Source organism: Bradyrhizobium erythrophlei (assembly GCF_900129505.1).
Taxonomy (GTDB): domain Bacteria; phylum Pseudomonadota; class Alphaproteobacteria; order Rhizobiales; family Xanthobacteraceae; genus Bradyrhizobium; species Bradyrhizobium erythrophlei_D.
Genome location: NZ_LT670818.1, coordinates 9,129,271 through 9,147,256, shown reverse-complemented (window position 1 = coordinate 9,147,256; position 17,986 = coordinate 9,129,271). Strand labels below are relative to the sequence as shown.

The window sequence follows — 17,986 nt, the reverse complement described above, 5'->3', positions numbered from 1 at the left end:
GCGCGCCGTGACGGGGGAGGAAAGCTTCGAGTACGTTGTGGTCGGCGCGGGCGCTGGCGGCGGCGTGCTGGCTGCGCGATTAGCCGAGGCGGGCCGGCGCGTGCTGGTGCTGGACGCTGGCGATGATCCCGCAAGACCGTCGGACGAAGTATCGCCAAAGAGCCGGCCGGCATGGCAGGACTATGAGGTTCCTGCCTTCCATCCCTTTGCTTCCGAGAACTCGGAGCTCAGCTGGAATTTCTGGGTGCGCCACTATGCGAATACGGCGCAACAACAGAAGGATCGGCGCTACCGCGAGAACTGGGACGGCGAAGCGGTCGATGGCGTGCTCTATCCGCGCGCGAGTGGTCTTGGCGGCTGTACCGGCCACAACGCGATGATCATCGTTCGGCCGAACAATGCCGATTGGAACCACATTTGGCAGATAACCGGAGACGCGTCGTGGCGCGCGTCCAGCATGCAACGCTATTTTCGCCGGCTCGAACGCTGCCGTTACCGGTGGTTCGTGTTGAGATGGCTCGATCGGCTCTTTGGCTGGAACCCGACCGGACATGGCTGGCGTGGCTGGCTCTCGACTGAATGTGCGCTGCCGTTGCGCGCGATCCTGGATTGGCGCCTTCGGCGCATGATGTGGAGGGCGCTGCTCGCCGCCGCCAGTCTGATGCCGGATGCGGTTGAAGGCTGGGGCTGGCTGACGCGCAGCCTCGGCGATCCAAATGACGAGCGACTCATGGATGCCGAGGCCTCGACAGTCTGCATCACGCCGATGTCTTCCGCGCGCCATGCCCGCGCGGGGCCTCGCGATTTCCTGCTGGATGTGCAGCGGCGATGTCCGGGAAATTTGACCATACGGTTGAACGCATTCGTCACCCGCGTCAGGATTGATCCTGTTTCGCGAACTGCCTCCGGGGTTTTTTATCGTGAGGGGAGGCGGCTCTATCGGGCCGCCGCGCGGCCTCACGGCGAAGCCGGAGAAGAAAAGTTTGTCGAGGCGAGCCGAGAGGTGATCCTGGCCGGCGGCGCCTTCAACACCCCGCAGCTCCTGATGTTGTCGGGGGTCGGCGATCCCCAACACCTGGCGCGGAACGGAATCGCTCTGGTGAAGAGGTTACCCGGTGTCGGCCAAAACCTTCAGGACCGATATGAGATCGGCGTGGTCAATCGGGTCAAGCGGCCGTGGAAAGCCTTGCGTGGAGCGACTTACACTGCCACCGATCGGCTATACCGTCAGTGGCGACGGTGGCGGACTGGCGCCTATACCAGCAACGGCCTTCTGTTATCGGCCATGTTCCGGTCGCGGACCGACCAAGAGCGTCCCGACCTCTTTTGCTTTTTTCTGCTCGCCGATTTCCGCGGCTACTATCCGGGTTATTCGCAACGCATCACGAAGCTCGATTATCTTACCTGGACGGTCCTCAAGGCATACACGCCCAACACCGCAGGCACCGTGCAATTGCGATCCAATGACCCGTTGGAGCGGCCGCTGATCAACTTTCACTATTTTGGAGAGGGCAATTGCGCTGCAGCTATGGATCTCGATGCGGTCGTCACCGGAATTAGGGTGGGGCGCAAGGTGTTCGATGCGTTGGAGGGTCTGGTCGCCGAAGAGGAGGTCCCGGGCCGCCATCTCTATACCGATGATCAACTGAGGTGGCACGTCGAGAACAATGCCTGGGGCCATCACGCCTGCGGCACCTGCGCCATGAAGCCGGAAGACCAGGGGGGTGTGGTCGACAGCGAATTTCGAGTCCACGGCATACGAAATCTCCGGATCGTCGATGCGTCCATCTTCCCCCGCATCCCCGGCTATTTCATCGTTACCGCCGTATACATGGTCGCCGAAAAGGCCGCCGACGTTCTTCTGGGTAATCGCCAGTGCGTACGGGTAAACAGATGAAATGAGTGGTCGCCCAAAGTGGCGCCGTAGCGAAGGGGGACGCACCATGACGACGAGCGGGCGTTTGTCGACCGAGGCAGGTCGAGACGAAGCGGTGAAGCCGTGCGGTCCGCCGTCGGTACCGCGATGGTGGGCATGCATGCTCAGCATCGCACTTGTCTTATGGATTCTCCGCGTGCCGACGACAACGACTGCGCTCGGATGGGTCCTGCTCGGTGTCACCCCGCAGGCACAAGACCTGTTCACCGAGTTTCTCGACGTGTCGCCGGGCACTTGGTTACGGATGATTCTGTTGGTGCTTGTCCTGACCCTGCTTTGGGCCCTCCCGACCCATTATGCTGCCCGCATGCTGGTTAACAGCGATCCCAGGGCGCCTGCGAATGGAAGCCCATGCCTCAGGGGTGCAGCGATCTGTCTGCCTCGCCTCTTGGGACTGCTGACATTCCTGGCCGTTGAAGTTGCGATCTGGCGATCCTACAAGAACATTCCGACCCTGGACGAGCAGGACGTCGTCCAGCGTGTTGAGCATGCGCTGATTGCGATGGCAGTCCTGGTTGCGATCGGCGCTGCCGCATATCTGGTCTGGATATTCATGCGGCCCCGCGGTTTCAGGCCTACAGGCCTGCTCGGGCGGCTTAACGCCAAACTTGGAGTCTTCTGGCAGGCTGTCTCTCCGGGGCGCGTGCGCGGGTCAGCAGACGAGGAAAGCCGCGATTTCGGCCGGCTCCTTCTCGCCGGCGTATTTGTTGGCTTTGCGGTGATCTTCCTGGCAGGTGCCGATTGCATCGCTGGCTGGTTTCCGCGGTCGATGGCGATTCCGTTCATCCTGGGCGGATGGCTGCCGTTTCTGGCTTACCTTTCAGGTATTGGACGGCAAGTCCGCGCGCCACTGATCACCGGACTAGCCGCGTTAATCGCGATTCTAGCCGTCGTGTTCGGCGATAACCACGCGGTGCGCCGTATCGCATCGAAAGACATCGCACCCATGCCGATCGAGGATGCGATCGACCTTTGGATGACCGAGAACGGGTGCAATCCAAAGACCTCCCCAAATACGCCTGCCGTGAGTTGTCCTCGTCCGATCATCGTAGCGGCGGCGGGTGGAGCGAGCCGCGCGGGCTTCATGATGGCAAGCATGGTCGGCTATTTCCTGGACACGAGCGGAGCGGCGCCTTACGGCGTCAAGGGATTGAGCTCCAGGGACGTCCGCAACCGCTTCTTCGCGATTTCAGGCGTATCGGGCGGATCGATGGGAGCGGTGATGGTCACGGCAGCGCTGAACGCCGCATCATCGGCCGGCGACAAGCCACCTTGCGTGAACACATCTGTCGACCAGTGGTGGGGTATGAAGGTTAACAACTGGCGGGATTGTCTCGAAGCGCTGACCAGCGGGGATTTCCTGACCGCCGGTTTCCTCGGCCTTGCCTTCAACGATATGCTGCCTTTCGCCTTTCGCGACCGCGCCGCGGTGCTGGAAGATAGTTGGCGCAATCGCTTTCGCGATGTCGTACCCGCGACGAACGGGAACGCAGCGTCGGACTGCCAGGGCCTGGGACTGGATTGTCCGTTTCTCTCGTTACGGCCGCAGCCGGGACACTGGATCCCGCTACTGGTCCTCAACGGCACCTCGGAAGCTGTCGGCCGAAGGATACTGACGACGCCGCTGGCAATGACCTATAAGCTCCCGAAGAAATGCATGACGGCTGTTGAGGCCGCCTCCTGTCCGCTGTTCGTGGAAGCCGACAGTTTTCACCAGCTATTGCAAATGAAGGTTACGGACGGCGGTTGGAGCAAGCGATTGGGTACCTTAGGGCGAATTCTGTACGGCGGCGCACAAGAAAACGACATCCGCCTGAGCACGGCCGCACTGAATTCGGCTCGCTTCCCTCTGATTTCTCCGCCGGGATCTATCCGCAATCAGGACTACAGGCTCGTCGATCGCATCGTCGACGGCGGCTATTTCGAGAACTACGGCACGCTTACCGCCAGGGAATTGGCTTTGTCCGTGCACGCGGTCGCTCCGCAACTCAAGCCGCTCGTGATAGTGATATCGAATGATCCCGCCGATCAGCTTGACGCCACTGACGACATCGCCAACGATCAGCAGGTCCAGCCACGCCCGACTGCTGCCGCTGGAGAAGTGCTCACCGAGGTCATCGCTCCGATTACCACCGTCGTCGATGTCCGGACGGCGCACGGCGTGCAGGCTGTCAACGAATTACGCACCGCGCTGCACACTTCCATTGCTGATTGCGGCAGGCTCGTGATCCAGCTGCGCATCTCGCCCGATGGCGACAAACCGTTGTCGATGAGTTGGTGGGAGTCGCCTTTGGTGCAGCGCCGAATCCACCGCCAGACCGAAGACAGTCAGAATCCAAAATCCGGAAACGGCGCGGAACACAATCAGAATCTCCCACGCCTGAAGGCCATCTGGCAGGAAATGCAATCATCGAGCTGCAAAACTCCAGATGGAAGTCCTGGGTAGACGCTTCTTGCCGGTAGCCGGCATAAGGGTAGACGTGGATACAATTCCTACGACAATGCCGGCAAAATCACTGCGTCGGGGACTCTCTTCGACGCAGAGGCGCTCAAAGCGAGATGATCGCGCCCCGCATCGTTGCGCAAGACCTTCGGCATGCTGATAAGGCCGAGCACGTCTTTGAGATCAGAAACACGTATCACGGGATTCAGTAGCCGCCAGTCGAGCCACATGGGTCGACTTCTGAAGCCGTGTTGAACCAAAAAACCGCCGCGATCGTGCGCTGAGGGCCTCCATATTGAAACAAAAATTGATGAGATCATTCAAAAAAGCGGGGATACATCCCAAAAGTGCTTGATTTTTTTCTTCTTCTTTTCGGGCATCATTTTGTTTGATGGGTAAGAAGAGGTGACGGATCGACAATTTCGATAGGTAAGAAGAGATGACTGATCAACAACTGGCTCTTCAGGCAATCAACGAAGCGCAACTCATACTGGAAGAATACCTTCGGCCCCGACCGCAGAACAATGAGCGTATCCTCGACAAATTGGTGGATGTTCTCGAACGCCCCGATTTGGTAGTCGCTTTAAGCCGCTTGCAGCAACAAAACAGTCTCGCAGTGCGCAAATGAGGAAACTTCCATCCATCGCTTTGGCCGCCTCGATAGCTACGCTCTTGTCAGTTGGAATACGAAGTGCGCAGGCCAAGCAACAATGCAGCGCCGCGGCGCCCTCAAATCCTCACGGGCGTTGGTGGTCCTACCGCCTGATCGATGGACGAAAGTGTTGGTACGAAGGCAAGCCCATGCTTTCAAAATCGTTGTTGGAATGGACCGAGGAGACATCGGCGCAGCCCGCTTCAAACCGAGAAGTTACAAGCGTTGGGACCGAGAAGCCTGGTAATCCATTAGACTCGCAAGCTCGAGCACTGAAAGACTCTGATACTTTCGAAGCGCGGTGGCGCGAAAGGGTGAGAATGCAATAGGCGGTGCCCCCCAAGGTCTCGAAATGCCGGGATTGCGCCTACGCGTCACAAACAGTTAGTTTTGGCGACTCGCGAAGAACGCTACCAGGCGCGCAGCGGAAAACCAGCAATGCGAACGGCTGCAGATTTCAATCTCTATTACGCGGCCCCTGACCCTTGGCATATTTCCCACTCGCGATTCAGGGATAAGGTTTTTCGCCGGTGTCTGATGCCATTCATCCGGGACAAATCGGTTCTTGAACTCGGTTGTGGCGAAGGCCACTTGACCCAGGCCATTTTTAGCAAAGCACGATCCGTGGTTGGCATCGACATAAGCGATGTCGCAATTGCTCGCGCTAAATCGCTGAACTTGCCGAATGCCAGATTTGAAAGCGCTGATTTTTTACAGGCGTCATTCGAGGGGTACGACGTGATCGCAGCCATTGATTGCGTCTACTATCTGTCCCTACAGGAGCGGGGAGCGCTTCTGGAGAAAGTTGCCGAAGAACACTCTGGCAAAATACTTTTGCTTTCGGGTCCAATTGTGGACTACAGAAGACACTTCAGTCATAAGCGATTGATGCACGAGTTCACGACTTTAGGATTCGCTCCTCTTAAGTTTTATAACCTGTCCGTTTATTGGCATCCGCCTTCATCTAGAATTATCGCTCACCTCATCAAGCTGCCGCTTGCACACACCTTGCTTGATTGGATCCCAGAGTCGATGATCTACCAAAGACTATACGCACTTCGTGCACCGAAACACCACTGATTCGGATATTCGATGACCCAGCAAGAGAGACTTCGTGTGGCCCCGGCCGGAACAAGCAATTCGACCATACGTCGCCATACGGCCCGGCTGACCGGAAACACACCGGCAATTATTCGACGGGCTGACCGAAACTCAGAAGATAGTCTTTCACTCTCCCAAAACAAAGGCGCGTGGGTGTCGCGCGCCAATTCCGGCCAGTTCCGACGAGACGAGCGCTACCGTCAAAACACGCCGCTCAAAGGGGTCAAAATTGGACGCCGATTGACAACGTCAGCGACCCATAGACGACCTCGGGTTCAACGCGTGCACTATCTCGCCTCCGTCAACAATGCTGTCGTTCTCCGAGCGCGATGGGTGGAAGCTTCATCAAGCTTATTTGGAAAGTCCAAAGCCGTCCGATACTCGAACTAAAGCATTCGCGAGTGAGGATGATTACCGACTTCCGTTTCAATCTCTGCAATGCGAGCTGCGAGGGGTCGCGACCTCAACGAGCGATCCGACGATTTTTGCTTGTGGATTGAATTGCGGGTGTCGCAAGTTCAGAATCTGGCTTCAACGCTGCAGGCTTGGGATGTTGTATGAAGGACGTCGCCGTTGTTTCTTATTGCCGCACAGGCATCGCCAAGGCCGGCCGCGGCGCACTCAACCAAACACATGGTATTCCCATGGCTGCGCACGTCTTGCGAAACGCCGTCAAGCGCGCGCAGATTGATCCCGGTGAAGTCGAAGATGTCATTCTTGGTTGTGGTTTGCCCGAGGGCGCGACCGGTCACAACATTGCGCGTAACGCGGCTCTCGAGGCCGGCTTCGGCGTCGGCACGCCCGGCGTAACGATCAACCGATACTGCGGCTCCGGCATTACGGCTGCATCCATGGCAGCCAATCGTATTGCCACAGGCGAAGCTGACATTGTGATCGCCGGCGGCGTCGAGAGTATCAGCCTGGTGCAATTCAACCTAAACATGAACGGTTTTTTTTACGAGCCGCTCGCCAAGCGCATGCCCGCCGTGTGGTGGACGATGAATCAGACGGCCGATTTTGTCGCCCAAAAATACAACATAAGCCGCGAATCTCTGGATACCTACGTCGTCGAAAGCCAGAAACGTGTTGCCGCAGCGATTGCAGCCGGAAAATACGCCGCCGAGATAGTGCCGTTTAAAACCACGATGACGGTGACCGACAAAGTCACCAAGCAAAGTCATACGCAAGAAGTCACACTGGACCGTGACGAGGGACCCCGCCCAGATACGACGCTTGCCGGCTTGGCTGCGCTTAAGCCGGTTTACCCCGGCGGCACGACGACGGCCGGCAACGCTTCCCAACTGTCCGATGGCGCGGCGGCGCTTGTCATGATGGACGTCGACCAAGCTGTGCGGCGTGGGCTTCCGATTTTGGGTCTGTTCCGCGGCATGCAGCTCGCGGCGGTCGCGCCTGAAGAAATGAGCATCGCGATCACCCCATCAATCCGCAAACTTATGAAACACCACCAGCTCGCCATGACCGACATCGATCTGTGGGAACTGCACGAGGCGTATGCTGTTACCACGCTTTACAACCAAGCGCAGCTCGAGACGCCGTGGGAGACGACGAACGTGAACGGTGGCGCCATAGCGCTCGGCCACCCCTACGGTATGTCAGGTATCCGCTATGTCGGACAAACGCTGCTTGAACTCGCCAGACGCAACGCGCGCCGCGCAGTGGTGGCGGTGTGCACGGCGGGCGGCATGGCGACGGCCGCCTTTCTCGAACGTCCCTGAACTATAGAGGGCTCGCCGGCGGCATCTGTCTCAAGCCAGTCGATATCTTGCGACGGCCACCTCATTCCAACGAAGACCGTTGGCGGGGCCTTCCGTCACGACGGCCATTCCGTCTACAATTCGGAGTGGCGTCTCGAGGATGGAATCCGCGCAATCCACATATTTGAGCCAATGACCCTGCTGTACCTGCGAGCCCCGGAGCGTCCGACGCGATCTTCCGAGAGCACCTCCCGGCATACGTGCTGCGCACGGCTCTTCGACCCACAATTGATTCGCACTGTTGCTTGGCGATCACAGCATTTGTCTCCAGCAGGCATACCCTGTCGTGGGTTGATTCAATTCACGTGGAGGTAGTGCGATCCGGCCTCGGCCGTACGAACAGCAAGGAGGGGGAGATGTCGGCGAAATCCTGGTGGAGCGTCGTGTTCACTGGAGTGGCCGTGGTGCTCGGCAGCGTCATCGGAGGCAATACACCCGCAATCGCGGCCTCCGACAACAACCCAAGAACATACGCGGGAGATTACCAGGGCGGGTCGCTTCCGATCGGGACCTTCATTGCGTTCCAATACGGGAGCTTTGCTCATGCCGATGCTTTCGTCGATCCCACCGGCCGCGCGCTGCCGGACTCGCACGCCAATACTTGGGTAGAGTTTACCCGGTTGACCTATTTTGCCGAGTTCGCGAACCGCCCCCTTGTGATCGAGGCGGACCTGCCAGTTGCGACATTGACGGACGTGAACATCCCCGGCACTAACAATCTGGTTGCCGGAGGACTGGTGGACCCCGTGATTCACCTGACCTATTTCCTCATCACCGACGCGACGGTCCAGCGCTGGGTCGGCGTCACCAATTTTATCTGGCTGCCGTGGGGGCGCAACTTTGACAACCGCAGTGTGGTCAATGTCTCCACGCCGCGGCAGTTCACCGACACCCCTCAGTTCGGATGGACCGAGGGACTTGGAAAGTTTTCGCCAAGCCTTAAGGGGCTGTTTTTCGATCTGATCGCCGACGCATCGTTCCACACCGACGGCGACAGTCCTCTCGAGGTGGTCAATCCGCCTGGCGCCCCGCTCCCCGGAGTCCTGAGATACGATACGTTGACGCAACACCCCTCGTACGATGTCAAGGCCTTCCTGCGCTATAATCCGAGCACGTTTCTTTTTGCCGCCGTTGGCATAGAGAAGTCATGGGGAGGCGAGCAGATCGGCACAAACGGCAGATTTATCGTTGCCGGACTGCCGGTCGAGATCCCTCAACCCAATGTGTCGATCGGTCGAGATGACTTCTTGAGGGGCCATTTCCAATTTCAAATCCCGCTCGCTCAGGATTTTACCATAGCAGGTGACGTGTTTCACGATTTCGAGGCGACCGGCGGGTTCAGGCAGAACATCGGCGTCGAAATTCGCCTGGCCAAATTCTTCTTTCCCACACCGCGTTCGAAGTAGAAAAGACGGTGCCACCTTCGATACCGATCGACTGAAATCCAATTTGCAGGCGCTCGCAACGAATACAAAACGTTCCGTTGAGGAGGTAACCAGGGATATCCAGTCCAGTAATCCGTCGCGGCGGTTCGGTCGCCCCGAGGAGTTTGGCGCCGCTTGCGCGTTCCTGTGCTCGGCGCGCGCCGGCTACATCACCGGTCAAAACATCCTCATGGATAGTGGTGCGTATCCCGGTACGTTTTGAAATGTGGCGCGGTGCGCCGATTGAAACGACCGACCGCTTCTGGCGCAAAGCGGTCATGGGCCGAAGCCCCAATTAATTGTCGGAGCTCCTGGATTCAGCGCGGCTAGGGTGCGGTCGGCGCATTACCCGCCATGCATGTCCGAAAACGCCAGGCTTTTCGGCAGTCTCGCAAGGCACATGCGGCGATCAATTTGTCCCAGGGCTCTATCAACGAGATAAGACGCGTCTCCGGAACCCTCCTGCTCAACAAGGAATAGCCGAAAGGCGGAGCGTCGCTTGCGTGGCGCTTCTGACGACCGTGAACGTCGTCGAGCCATCCCCTGAAGAGATACCCCATCGCGCGTGCGCGATGGGGTATCTCAGCGAGAGCGCTCGCTTTCATCGTTGTCGGCGGCAAAATCGTGATCATCGTCCGGCGAGCAACATGCGGCCCGTCAGTTGGTCCCAGAACGCGCACTGGTGCGCCGTCGCGAAGTTCGTCTCCGTGGTCGGCGTCGGCGGGACGAGCGACTGCATCACCTGACGTCCGCGCTCGAATTCCGGCCAGTGCGGCGAGCCATTCCCGTTGGGGTCGCCGCTCTTGGCGAACTCCGTCCAATAGCCGACCATCTTGTCCGACAGCAGCCGCTGATTAGCGTTCAGTGGCGTCTGCGGGAGATTCAGGCCAAGTCCCGACGGATTAGCGGCCGGGAAGATGTACTGGATCTCCGAGGCGTGCGATGCGCCGTACGGGAAGGTCACAGGAGGCAGGAAGTTCTGCGGCGCATTCCCGTCGTTGAACTCGTATGCGAAGGTCCGGACGTACGCCGACGCAAGCTCGTCCGCGAACCGGGCCGTGCAGGCGAATATCGCGTCCGTTCCCAACGCGCCAACCGCCTGGTCGTAAGTCGGGAAGCTCCCGCCCGGATACTGCGCCTGGACGAGCGCCACCGCCGGGCTCGTGAGGGGGACGCCGATCGTGGCGGCGATCGCCGCCGGATAGGTGGCGGCGGTCACCGGGTGGCCGGTGAGGTCGAAGTCGAGCGCCACGAACAGGTTCCACTCGTCGTGATTGGAGCCGTTCATCAGCGGCACGCGATTGAACTGTCCGTTCGCGAGCGCGGAGGCGATCGACTGCGTCAGGATCTTGCCATCGACGTTTGGCGCCGGGCTGAAGCTGGCGACGCCGAGGATCGTCGAAACCGTGAGCAAGCGCAGGCACGTGAGCACGTCCGCCGGATTGGGCTGATTGCACTGGACTGCGTTCGCGAAGTTCGTTCCGGCCGCCTGCGCCTGCGCCAGCGTTGGCGGTGTCAGCAAATAGGCGCCGCTCTCGACGATCGCGCGATCGAACAATCCGCGGGCCGTCGGCGACACCAGGTTGACGAATGTGCTCAGTCCGCCCGCCGATTCGCCGAACACCGTCACCCTCTCCGGGTTGCCGCCGAACGCCCTGATGTTGCGCCGCACCCACTTCATGGCGGCCTGCTGGTCCTGGAACCCGTAATTGCCTGATATGCGATCGGGAGACTCAGCGGTCAGCGCCGGATGGGCGAGGAATCCGAGCGCCCCCAGCCGGTAGTTGATGGTCACAACGACCACGCCGCGCTGCACCAGCTTGGTTGCGTCGTACTCGTTGCTCTCACCAACCGCAAGCGCACCGCCGTGGATCCACACCATCACTGGGCGCCCCTCGGCGCCGTCAGAATCGTGCCCGTCGTCGCGGTCAAAACCGTGATCGCCGCTGCGGTCGGGAGTATACACGTTAAGGAACAAGCAATCCTCGGTCAGCGTCGCGTTGCCGAAGGGCGTGGGTCCCTGCGGACAATGGTTGCCGAAGTGTGTCGCATCCTGCGTGACGAGCGAGGGCGTCACGGGCTGCGGCGGCTTCCAGCGCAGATTCAAAGTCACCGGCTGGGCGTACCGGACGCCGAGGAATTCTCGCACGGTGCCGGTCGCGTTGAGCTTGCCCTGAAATGTGCCGTCCGGCGCCGCCACCAGCGTGGAGGCCGCGAGCGAGCGGTCAATCGGCGCTGCCAATGCGAAGGCGACGCCGAGCAGCAGTACCGGGCAGAGCCGGCCCCGCAGCCACCGGCGCGGCCGCGCTGATTCCTGCAGTCGTTGAACGGAAGCGACTTTCACCCTGAACATGACGTTTCCTCCTGCTGAAAGATTGTTGCGCTACCAGATTTCGTGCGACGCGACGCGAACCGCCACGCGACCCGGCATGCCTGGTAGGATTTTCTTTGCCCGAGCCTCGGGAAAGCGAGGTTGTGACAGTTCGACATCGCAGCTTGAACGATACTGCGCAATTTACCAGTATGTCCAGCGGCCCACCGGGTTCAAACTTCATGGCGCTGCCTGGAGCCGAATAACTGTTTTTCACGCTGAGGACCAAGATCGGGCGTTGCGAGATGAACGCAGAGATGCGCGTCAGTCTTCCACACGCGCGACAGGCCGCGCTGGGTCGTTCGCTTCACGTCGACCGTGCGCTGCCCACTTCCGGTGTTCGCAGATCGACGGACATTCTCGGGGCGCAATCCGCAGGTCTCGAACGTGCCCCAAAAACTGGCCTTTGCGGGAATGGCGGCCTTTGGCGGCTAGCGGACGTCCTTTCGATCGTGATTGATGTCTGTTATTGGGGAGGACGGACATGAGCGGACCTGCCGCGATCTCCGACAGCGAACCTTGCAGATATCGATCTTGAATCTGATGGACGAGGACAGCCCGATCGACGAGATTTCACGGATCGAAGCACAGCTCGATGAGCTTGCCGAGGTCTCCGAGCGATGCCGAAAAATTATAGTGGTTTCCAAGGCGGCAATCGCTGGCGGCGCTGCATTGCTGCTCGTTACGATGCTTGGCCTATTCGGATCCAATCAGGTCACCGCCATCGGAGCGATCGCAGTGGTGATAGGCGGAATCGTGTCGCTCGGATCGAACGTCAGTACGTTGCGAGAGACGATGGCCGCTATGACCGCCGCCGAGATGCTTCGTTCGGATCTGATCGGCAGGATCGATCTTCGATTGGTTGGTGACGGGACTATGAAACGTCTTTGACGTAGCGGCGAACCGAGCTATTGCACTGACGACAGGCGTACAACCTGGCGCCCGCCATTCATCGCCTTAAGACTGTTCACATACTCTTCAGGACGCTGCCAGCGGTGAGGAACTTTCAATCCCATAAAGCTTGCGATGCTGCCAATAAACGAAGTGCAATTGGATATTTCGGCATTCCAGACCGGTGAACTCGCCTGCAATTCTTTGATGTATGCGAAGACCCTCTTTGCGTCCGGCTCGTTCAGGTAAACGCGGTAATGAGCGGTCAGGTACTCCGGATCAAGATCGCCATAGCTTGCCCCGGTCTCGGACGGCACCCACGTCAAGTAACCGACTACATAAGCCAGGGTATCTCCGGCAGGGGTAAGGCCCGCGACTTCAACTTGTCGCTCGCTTGTCTTCCCGTACCAGACGAAAGCGTGGCCCCAGCTCGCCGCCGTTCTGGCTCTGAAATCAACGTAATACGCGCCCTTCGCCGACCCCGGCTTCCAAGTCGACTGGGGCGCCGATTTCGATTCAACGGGCGCCTCGCTGGAAACAAGCGCATTCGCGTCGACAACGTGCTTCTGGAACTCCCGTATCAGCGAAACGAAACGTTCCGAAACGGCCCCCGTGTCAGCTTCGTTTGCAGAAGCCGATTGGATTTCGCACTGGAGCAAAACCGCGAGCGTGAATCCTGCAAGCAGGCAAAACCCTGATCTCTTTCGCCTATTTGCCACGCTTCTCGCCCCTCAACCGTCGACGATAAAGTCAGTTTAGCGAGACCTGAGTCGAAAGTCAGTATCGCGACACGACGGGGGCCTTGCCGATTGGGGTCTTCCCGATGGGGGCCTTGCCAATTGGCATTTTGCCGACTGGAGCCTCCTGGTAGACAGGCTGTCTGCGCGGGAGGTCGGCAGCGCCAGCGGCAGTCACCACGGCAAGCATTGCGCCCACAACAATCACAACTTTCATCACGGTATTCCCCCTAAGTTCGAAGAAACCAAGCAGCAAGCTGTCAAGCATTTCCCCTCAAAATACGTCCACAGTGCGGCAGTGAGGACACGTTAGATGAATAGGCCTACAGTGCGGCAGATCTGACACAGGGGGACTCACCGCCTGCCCGTGCCCGTCTGGGCTCCACTACGACGGCAGGTTTAATTTTGGAAGCAAATTAAGACGGCCGGCGGCAGACCAGGTCGATTTCGATCAGCGCGTCATAAGCAAGCCCGGTGACGCCGACGCAGGTTCGGGCTGGGAGGCGATCGGGCGGGAAATAGCTACGATAGGTCGCGTTCATCGCCGGATAGTCTTCCTTGAAGCGCGTCAGGTAGATCCGCGCCATCGCGATGTGCTCGAAACCGAGATCGAGCCCAGCCAGCACCAGCCTTAAGTTTTCCATTACGGCGCGCGTCTGCGCCTCGATACCGTCGGGCAGTTGGCCGGGCGCGTCGGGTGTGTCCGGCATCTGTCCGGTGACAAAGACAAAGCCGTCGGTCTCGACGGCATGGCTGAACGGCGCCACCGGTCTCGGTCCGCCTGCGATCATGTGAAACTTCAAGATATGCCTCGTTTTTTATTTATGCATGATCCTTCCGGAAAACCGGTTTCCACTTTGCGCCAACGCGGCCGTTCCGGTCCGGATCATGCTCGTGTTTAACCGCGCGGTGCGCCGTCGAACAGGCGCTTGCTCAGGATGGCGTGCACGCCCCAATTACCGTCCACCACCTGCGTCACGCCGAAATCGACCGCGGCCGACATCAGCGCGATCGCCTCGTCCTCGCTTAGCCCCTTGATGTGCATCAGGAAGCGCCGCATCTTGCGGAAGGCGTCTTTCATCGCGAGGTCGAGCGAGGAGGTGGCATAGACCTCGCTCTGGCCCTTGGCGCCGAACTCGGCGAGATAGTTCGGGTGGCTGAAGCCGGTCAACACCCATTCGGTCTCGGTCTCGATCAGGGGATAGGTGAGGTCGGCAAAGACACGGCCGGCCAGATCCGCCTTCTTGTGCAGGATGAGCTGGAACGTTCCGGTCATCGAGCATTCGATCGCGGTGCCGCCCAGTTCGCCGTCGCCCTGGCTCGCATGGGGATCGCCGACCGACAATAGCGCGCCGGGCACCGAGACCGGCAGATAGACCGTCGATCCCTTGCCGAGCCGCCAATTGTCGAGATTGCCGCCGAAATAGGACGGCGGAATCGAATCGACAAAATCCACCTCGCGCGGCGCCACCGCGATCACGCCGAAATGCGGGCGCAGCGGAATGCGGATGCCGTCGAGCACGTTGTGCCGTCGCTTGACCGAACCGGCGCGAACCGGCACGCCCGGATAATCATAGGTCGTGTGGACCACGCCGAACGGATCGGTCTGTGGCTCCCAGCGATAGGAATAAAGCGCCCGCGCGTGCGGCATCGCGTCGTGATCGCATTCACGGCCCGTAAATATCTCGTAGATCGTCACGGCCTCGCGCGGGTTCGGCTCGGCGAGCAGCTCGTTGTAGTGATATCCCCACCAGGCCGCGACGCTGGAGCCGAACACCTGGCCCTCGAAATCGGGATTGCGCGAGGCGCGCGGCACGATGTCGAGGATGCGGACCTCGAGCACGTCGCCGGGCTGCGCCTCCTTCACCGCCACCGGACCGGTGCAGATGTGGACCCCGAAACCTTCGCCGGCGCCGCGGCCGTACACGGACGCATCCATTGGGCCTGCGCCGCGCCGGTCGACGTTCTTTGCGTCACGCGTCCAGTAAAACACGCTTTCGGCCCCGGCGTCGCCCTTGATCATCCGTTCGGGATCGTCGGAGGCATGCTGCGTCAGCGTCTCGATCGTGATGGTCTCGCCGGAATTGATCTCGATCTGCGGCGGCATCGAGCGCGAAAAATATCCCCAATGCACGCGCGCGGCTTCCACCGCAAGGTGATGATGGCGCTGCTCGCCCTCGGTGCAGAGGGGCGCGTTGTCGGGCGGCGCGGCTTCGGCGCTTCGCTCGGCGCCCGCCAGCGGATAATGGCTGCGCAACTGCGCCAGCGCCTGCTGCGGCCAGCCGCGCTGGCCGGTCACGGCGGCGGCCGACGCGCGCTCGAGTTCCTGTTGCCGGAATTCGCGCGGCGACAGCCCGAAGCGATGGCGGAACGCCCGGCTGAAATGCGCGGAATCGTTAAAGCCGTTGCGATAGGCGATTTCCGAGATCGAGTGATGCGCTTCCGCCGGGCTGGACAGTTCCGCCGAGGCCCGCTGCAGCCTTCGCTCGCGCACGTAGTGGGTAAAGCTGCTGCCCGAGCCCTCGAACAGCTTCTGCAAATAACGCTCGGAGATTCCCTCCGCTTCGGCCACCCGCGCCGGCGTGAGATCGGGGTCGTCGAGCTTGCGCTCGATGGTCTGGCAAAGCCGGTGCAGCAGCGCCGCCCGCGTCGCCGTGCCGCCGGCATCCGTCGCCGGTGGAATCATTTGCCGCACGAAGGTCGGCAGGAGATCGGCGAGGCTCTGGGCGACCGCGGCCCATTCGGTATTGGTCAGTGTTTCCAGATTTCGCGCCGTCGATTCAAGCCCGCGCGAAAACACCTCGGTGAACCCGGTGGGCGGCAGCACCCGCACTTCGGAAAATATCGGCTTGCTGACCTTGCGACCGCCAAACGCATCCGGCGTCACCGACAGCACGATGGCGCGCATGTCGCGCTGGAACGTCACGCTCCAGTCGCCCTTGCGCGGCAACAGCAGGAGGTGCCCGATCGAAATGATCTGATGACCGGTGGCGGTCCGCAGCGTGACGCCGTCCTCGGTCGGCAGCAGCATGATCGGCATGTCGACGGCCGGATGGGGGAGCGGCGATACCGCCTGCGATCCCGCCGCCAGCCGCGCCAGCACAACGCCGTCGGCGTTGCGGCGTGACGCCGTCGCGTGCCCGGTGTGAACGGCCGAACCGGGCGAAGGCTGCAGGCCGACCGCGCTCAGAACGTCACGCCACGCCTCCAGCCGGTCGCCTTCGGAATAGGATTCGCTCGTGAATGGGCGGAAGCTCATGGATCGACCCCAAACAGGGAAATCGAAGCAACCTCCGTGCCAGAACCGCCGGACATCTTGCCGCGGCAGCCAGTGGATGCAACTCCCGGATATCCCCGTGAGGGCTACAACTTGCGATCTGGCCCCGATGTCAGGTGGTTCCATCCGCGGGCGCGTCAGTCGCACCGGAAGATGTTCTTGCGGATGGTGCCGTGCACGCCCCAATTGGCGTCGACCACCTGCGTGACGCCGAAATCGGCGCCCACCGACATCAGCGAGATGGCTTCATCCTCGCTCAGATGATGCACCGTCATCAGGAACCGGCGCAGCTTGCGAAAGGCGTCGCGCATCGCGCGGTCGAGGCTGGAATGGTTGGCGATTTCGGTCTGCGCATTGGCGCCGAGTTCGGCGAGGTAGTTCGGATAGGTGAATCCGTAGACCGACCAGCCGGTGTCGTTCTCCAGCATCGGATGGGCAAGCCCCTCCAGCACCGTGCCGTCGAGATCCGCCTTCTTGTGCAGGATGAATTCGAAATCGCCGGTCAGCGACGTCTCGATGGCGGTGCCGCCGAGTTCGCTGTCGCCTTGCGCCGCGTGCGGATCGCCCACGGAGAAGAAAGCGCCGGGCACAGCGACCGGATAATACATCTTCGCGCCCTTGCCGATGCGCCAGTCGTCGATGTTGCCGCCGGTGTAGCTCGGCGGGATCGAGCTCACAAAATCCGATTCCGACGGCGCCAGCCCCATGGTGCCGAAATGCAGCCGCGCCGGCACCTTCACCTGGGTCAGGATATTCTCGCGCTTGCGGATGGTTGTGTGATCGACCCGCACCCCCGGATAATCGATCGTGGTATGCACGATGCCGTCCGGGTCGGTCTGCGGGGTCCAGACGTAATTGTACACCGCCTTTGCGAACGGCTCGCCCGTGGTGTCGAGTTCGAAGATGGTGATGACCTCGCGCGGCTTCGGCTCCTCGATCAAATCGTGGTAATGAAAACCCCAATTCGCCGAGGCGTTGGAGCCGAAGCAGCGGCCGGCGTGGCAGGCGTGACAGGCGGGGCGCGGCCGTACATCCAGGATGCGGACCTCCAGCACGTCGCCGGGTTCGGCGTTCTCGACCGCGACGGGTCCGGTCAACAGGTGGACGCCGAGGCCTTCGCCGGAGCCGCGGATGAACGGGCCTTCGGTCGGGCCGGCGCCGCGGCGCACGACCGCTTTTTGTTCGCGGGTCCAGTGGAACACGCTCTCGGCGCCGGGATCATTGGCGATCATCCGCTCGTAATCGTCGTTGGCGTGGTGGGTCAGGGTCTCGATGGTGGCGCGGTCGCCCGAGCGCAGCGTCAGGGACGGCGCGACCCTCTTGCTGAAATAGCCCCAGTGAACGGAAGCCGGCGACACCGGCAGCGTATAGTGCTTCAT

The 17,986-nt window shown here is 60.6% G+C and carries 12 protein-coding genes and 2 pseudogenes; 8 read left to right on the top strand and 6 right to left on the bottom strand.

Going from position 1 to position 17,986, the window contains the following annotated elements:
• Positions 1-7: 7 nt before the first annotated feature.
• On the top strand, positions 8-1,897 hold the full coding sequence (locus tag B5525_RS43285; protein ID WP_079572660.1) for a GMC family oxidoreductase: 1,890 nt from the start codon (positions 8-10) through the stop codon (positions 1,895-1,897).
• Positions 1,898-2,036: 139 nt separating this feature from the next.
• Entirely contained in the window at positions 2,037-4,382 is a 2,346-nt protein-coding gene (locus B5525_RS43280; RefSeq protein ID WP_079572658.1) for a hypothetical protein, read from the top strand.
• 47 nt (positions 4,383-4,429) lie between these two features.
• Here the strand turns inward: B5525_RS43280 and B5525_RS43275 are convergent, their stop codons facing one another.
• Positions 4,430-4,609: a hypothetical protein gene (locus tag B5525_RS43275; protein ID WP_079572656.1), complete on the bottom strand. Its 180-nt coding sequence runs from the start codon at positions 4,607-4,609 to the stop codon at positions 4,430-4,432.
• Between the two features lie 209 nt (positions 4,610-4,818).
• Between B5525_RS43275 and B5525_RS43270 the strand changes: the two genes are divergently transcribed.
• The 5 genes and pseudogenes from B5525_RS43270 to B5525_RS47090 form a co-directional block, all read left to right on the top strand.
• Positions 4,819-5,007: a hypothetical protein gene (locus B5525_RS43270; RefSeq protein ID WP_079572654.1), complete on the top strand. Its 189-nt coding sequence runs from the start codon at positions 4,819-4,821 to the stop codon at positions 5,005-5,007.
• Between the two features lie 462 nt (positions 5,008-5,469).
• Positions 5,470-6,111 carry a class I SAM-dependent methyltransferase gene (locus B5525_RS43260; RefSeq protein ID WP_079572652.1) on the top strand — a complete coding sequence of 214 codons (642 nt, stop codon included), beginning with the start codon at positions 5,470-5,472 and terminating at the stop codon, positions 6,109-6,111.
• A 578-nt stretch (positions 6,112-6,689) separates the two neighbouring features.
• On the top strand, positions 6,690-7,868 hold the full coding sequence (locus B5525_RS43255) for an acetyl-CoA C-acyltransferase (RefSeq protein WP_079572650.1): 1,179 nt from the start codon (positions 6,690-6,692) through the stop codon (positions 7,866-7,868).
• Between the two features lie 395 nt (positions 7,869-8,263).
• Positions 8,264-9,313 carry a hypothetical protein gene (locus B5525_RS43250; protein ID WP_079572649.1) on the top strand — a complete coding sequence of 350 codons (1,050 nt, stop codon included), beginning with the start codon at positions 8,264-8,266 and terminating at the stop codon, positions 9,311-9,313.
• A gap of 109 nt (positions 9,314-9,422) precedes the next feature.
• Positions 9,423-9,554: pseudogene (locus tag B5525_RS47090) on the top strand (SDR family oxidoreductase); the annotation flags it as partial.
• Positions 9,555-9,959: 405 nt separating this feature from the next.
• On the opposite strand, the gene B5525_RS43240 reads toward B5525_RS47090, so the two are convergent.
• Positions 9,960-11,684, bottom strand: a complete 1,725-nt coding sequence (locus tag B5525_RS43240) for a carboxylesterase/lipase family protein (RefSeq protein WP_079572645.1) — start codon at positions 11,682-11,684, stop codon at positions 9,960-9,962.
• Between the two features lie 561 nt (positions 11,685-12,245).
• Between B5525_RS43240 and B5525_RS43235 the strand changes: the two genes are divergently transcribed.
• Complete coding sequence (locus B5525_RS43235) at positions 12,246-12,593, top strand: hypothetical protein (RefSeq protein WP_079574545.1); 348 nt, start codon at positions 12,246-12,248, stop codon at positions 12,591-12,593.
• A gap of 17 nt (positions 12,594-12,610) precedes the next feature.
• Here the strand turns inward: B5525_RS43235 and B5525_RS43230 are convergent, their stop codons facing one another.
• From B5525_RS43230 to B5525_RS43210, 4 genes and pseudogenes are all read right to left on the bottom strand, one after another.
• Positions 12,611-13,312, bottom strand: coding sequence for a hypothetical protein (locus tag B5525_RS43230; RefSeq protein WP_079572644.1), 702 nt, complete (start codon positions 13,310-13,312; stop codon positions 12,611-12,613).
• A gap of 434 nt (positions 13,313-13,746) precedes the next feature.
• The gene (locus B5525_RS43220; RefSeq protein WP_079572640.1) at positions 13,747-14,133 is read right to left on the bottom strand and encodes a RidA family protein; all 387 of its coding nucleotides are present in this window, start codon (positions 14,131-14,133) and stop codon (positions 13,747-13,749) included.
• Between the two features lie 95 nt (positions 14,134-14,228).
• Positions 14,229-16,112 (bottom strand): annotated as a pseudogene (locus B5525_RS43215) (acetamidase/formamidase family protein); the annotation flags it as partial.
• 632 nt (positions 16,113-16,744) lie between these two features.
• Positions 16,745-17,986: an acetamidase/formamidase family protein gene (locus B5525_RS43210; protein ID WP_079572636.1), complete on the bottom strand. Its 1,242-nt coding sequence runs from the start codon at positions 17,984-17,986 to the stop codon at positions 16,745-16,747.

Bases quoted from the DNA above. Each gene is read 5' to 3' on its own strand.
- B5525_RS43255 (WP_079572650.1), top strand. From the start codon at position 6,690: ATGAAGGACGTCGCCGTTGTTTCTTATTGCCGCACAGGCATCGCCAAG.
- B5525_RS43240 (WP_079572645.1), bottom strand. From the start codon at position 11,684: ATGTTCAGGGTGAAAGTCGCTTCCGTTCAACGACTGCAGGAATCAGCG.
- B5525_RS43260 (WP_079572652.1), top strand. From the start codon at position 5,470: ATGCGAACGGCTGCAGATTTCAATCTCTATTACGCGGCCCCTGACCCT.
- B5525_RS43275 (WP_079572656.1), bottom strand. From the start codon at position 4,609: ATGTGGCTCGACTGGCGGCTACTGAATCCCGTGATACGTGTTTCTGAT.
- B5525_RS43235 (WP_079574545.1), top strand. From the start codon at position 12,246: ATGGACGAGGACAGCCCGATCGACGAGATTTCACGGATCGAAGCACAG.
- B5525_RS43210 (WP_079572636.1), bottom strand. From the start codon at position 17,986: ATGAAGCACTATACGCTGCCGGTGTCGCCGGCTTCCGTTCACTGGGGC.
- B5525_RS43280 (WP_079572658.1), top strand. From the start codon at position 2,037: ATGCTCAGCATCGCACTTGTCTTATGGATTCTCCGCGTGCCGACGACA.
- B5525_RS43270 (WP_079572654.1), top strand. From the start codon at position 4,819: ATGACTGATCAACAACTGGCTCTTCAGGCAATCAACGAAGCGCAACTC.
- B5525_RS43250 (WP_079572649.1), top strand. From the start codon at position 8,264: ATGTCGGCGAAATCCTGGTGGAGCGTCGTGTTCACTGGAGTGGCCGTG.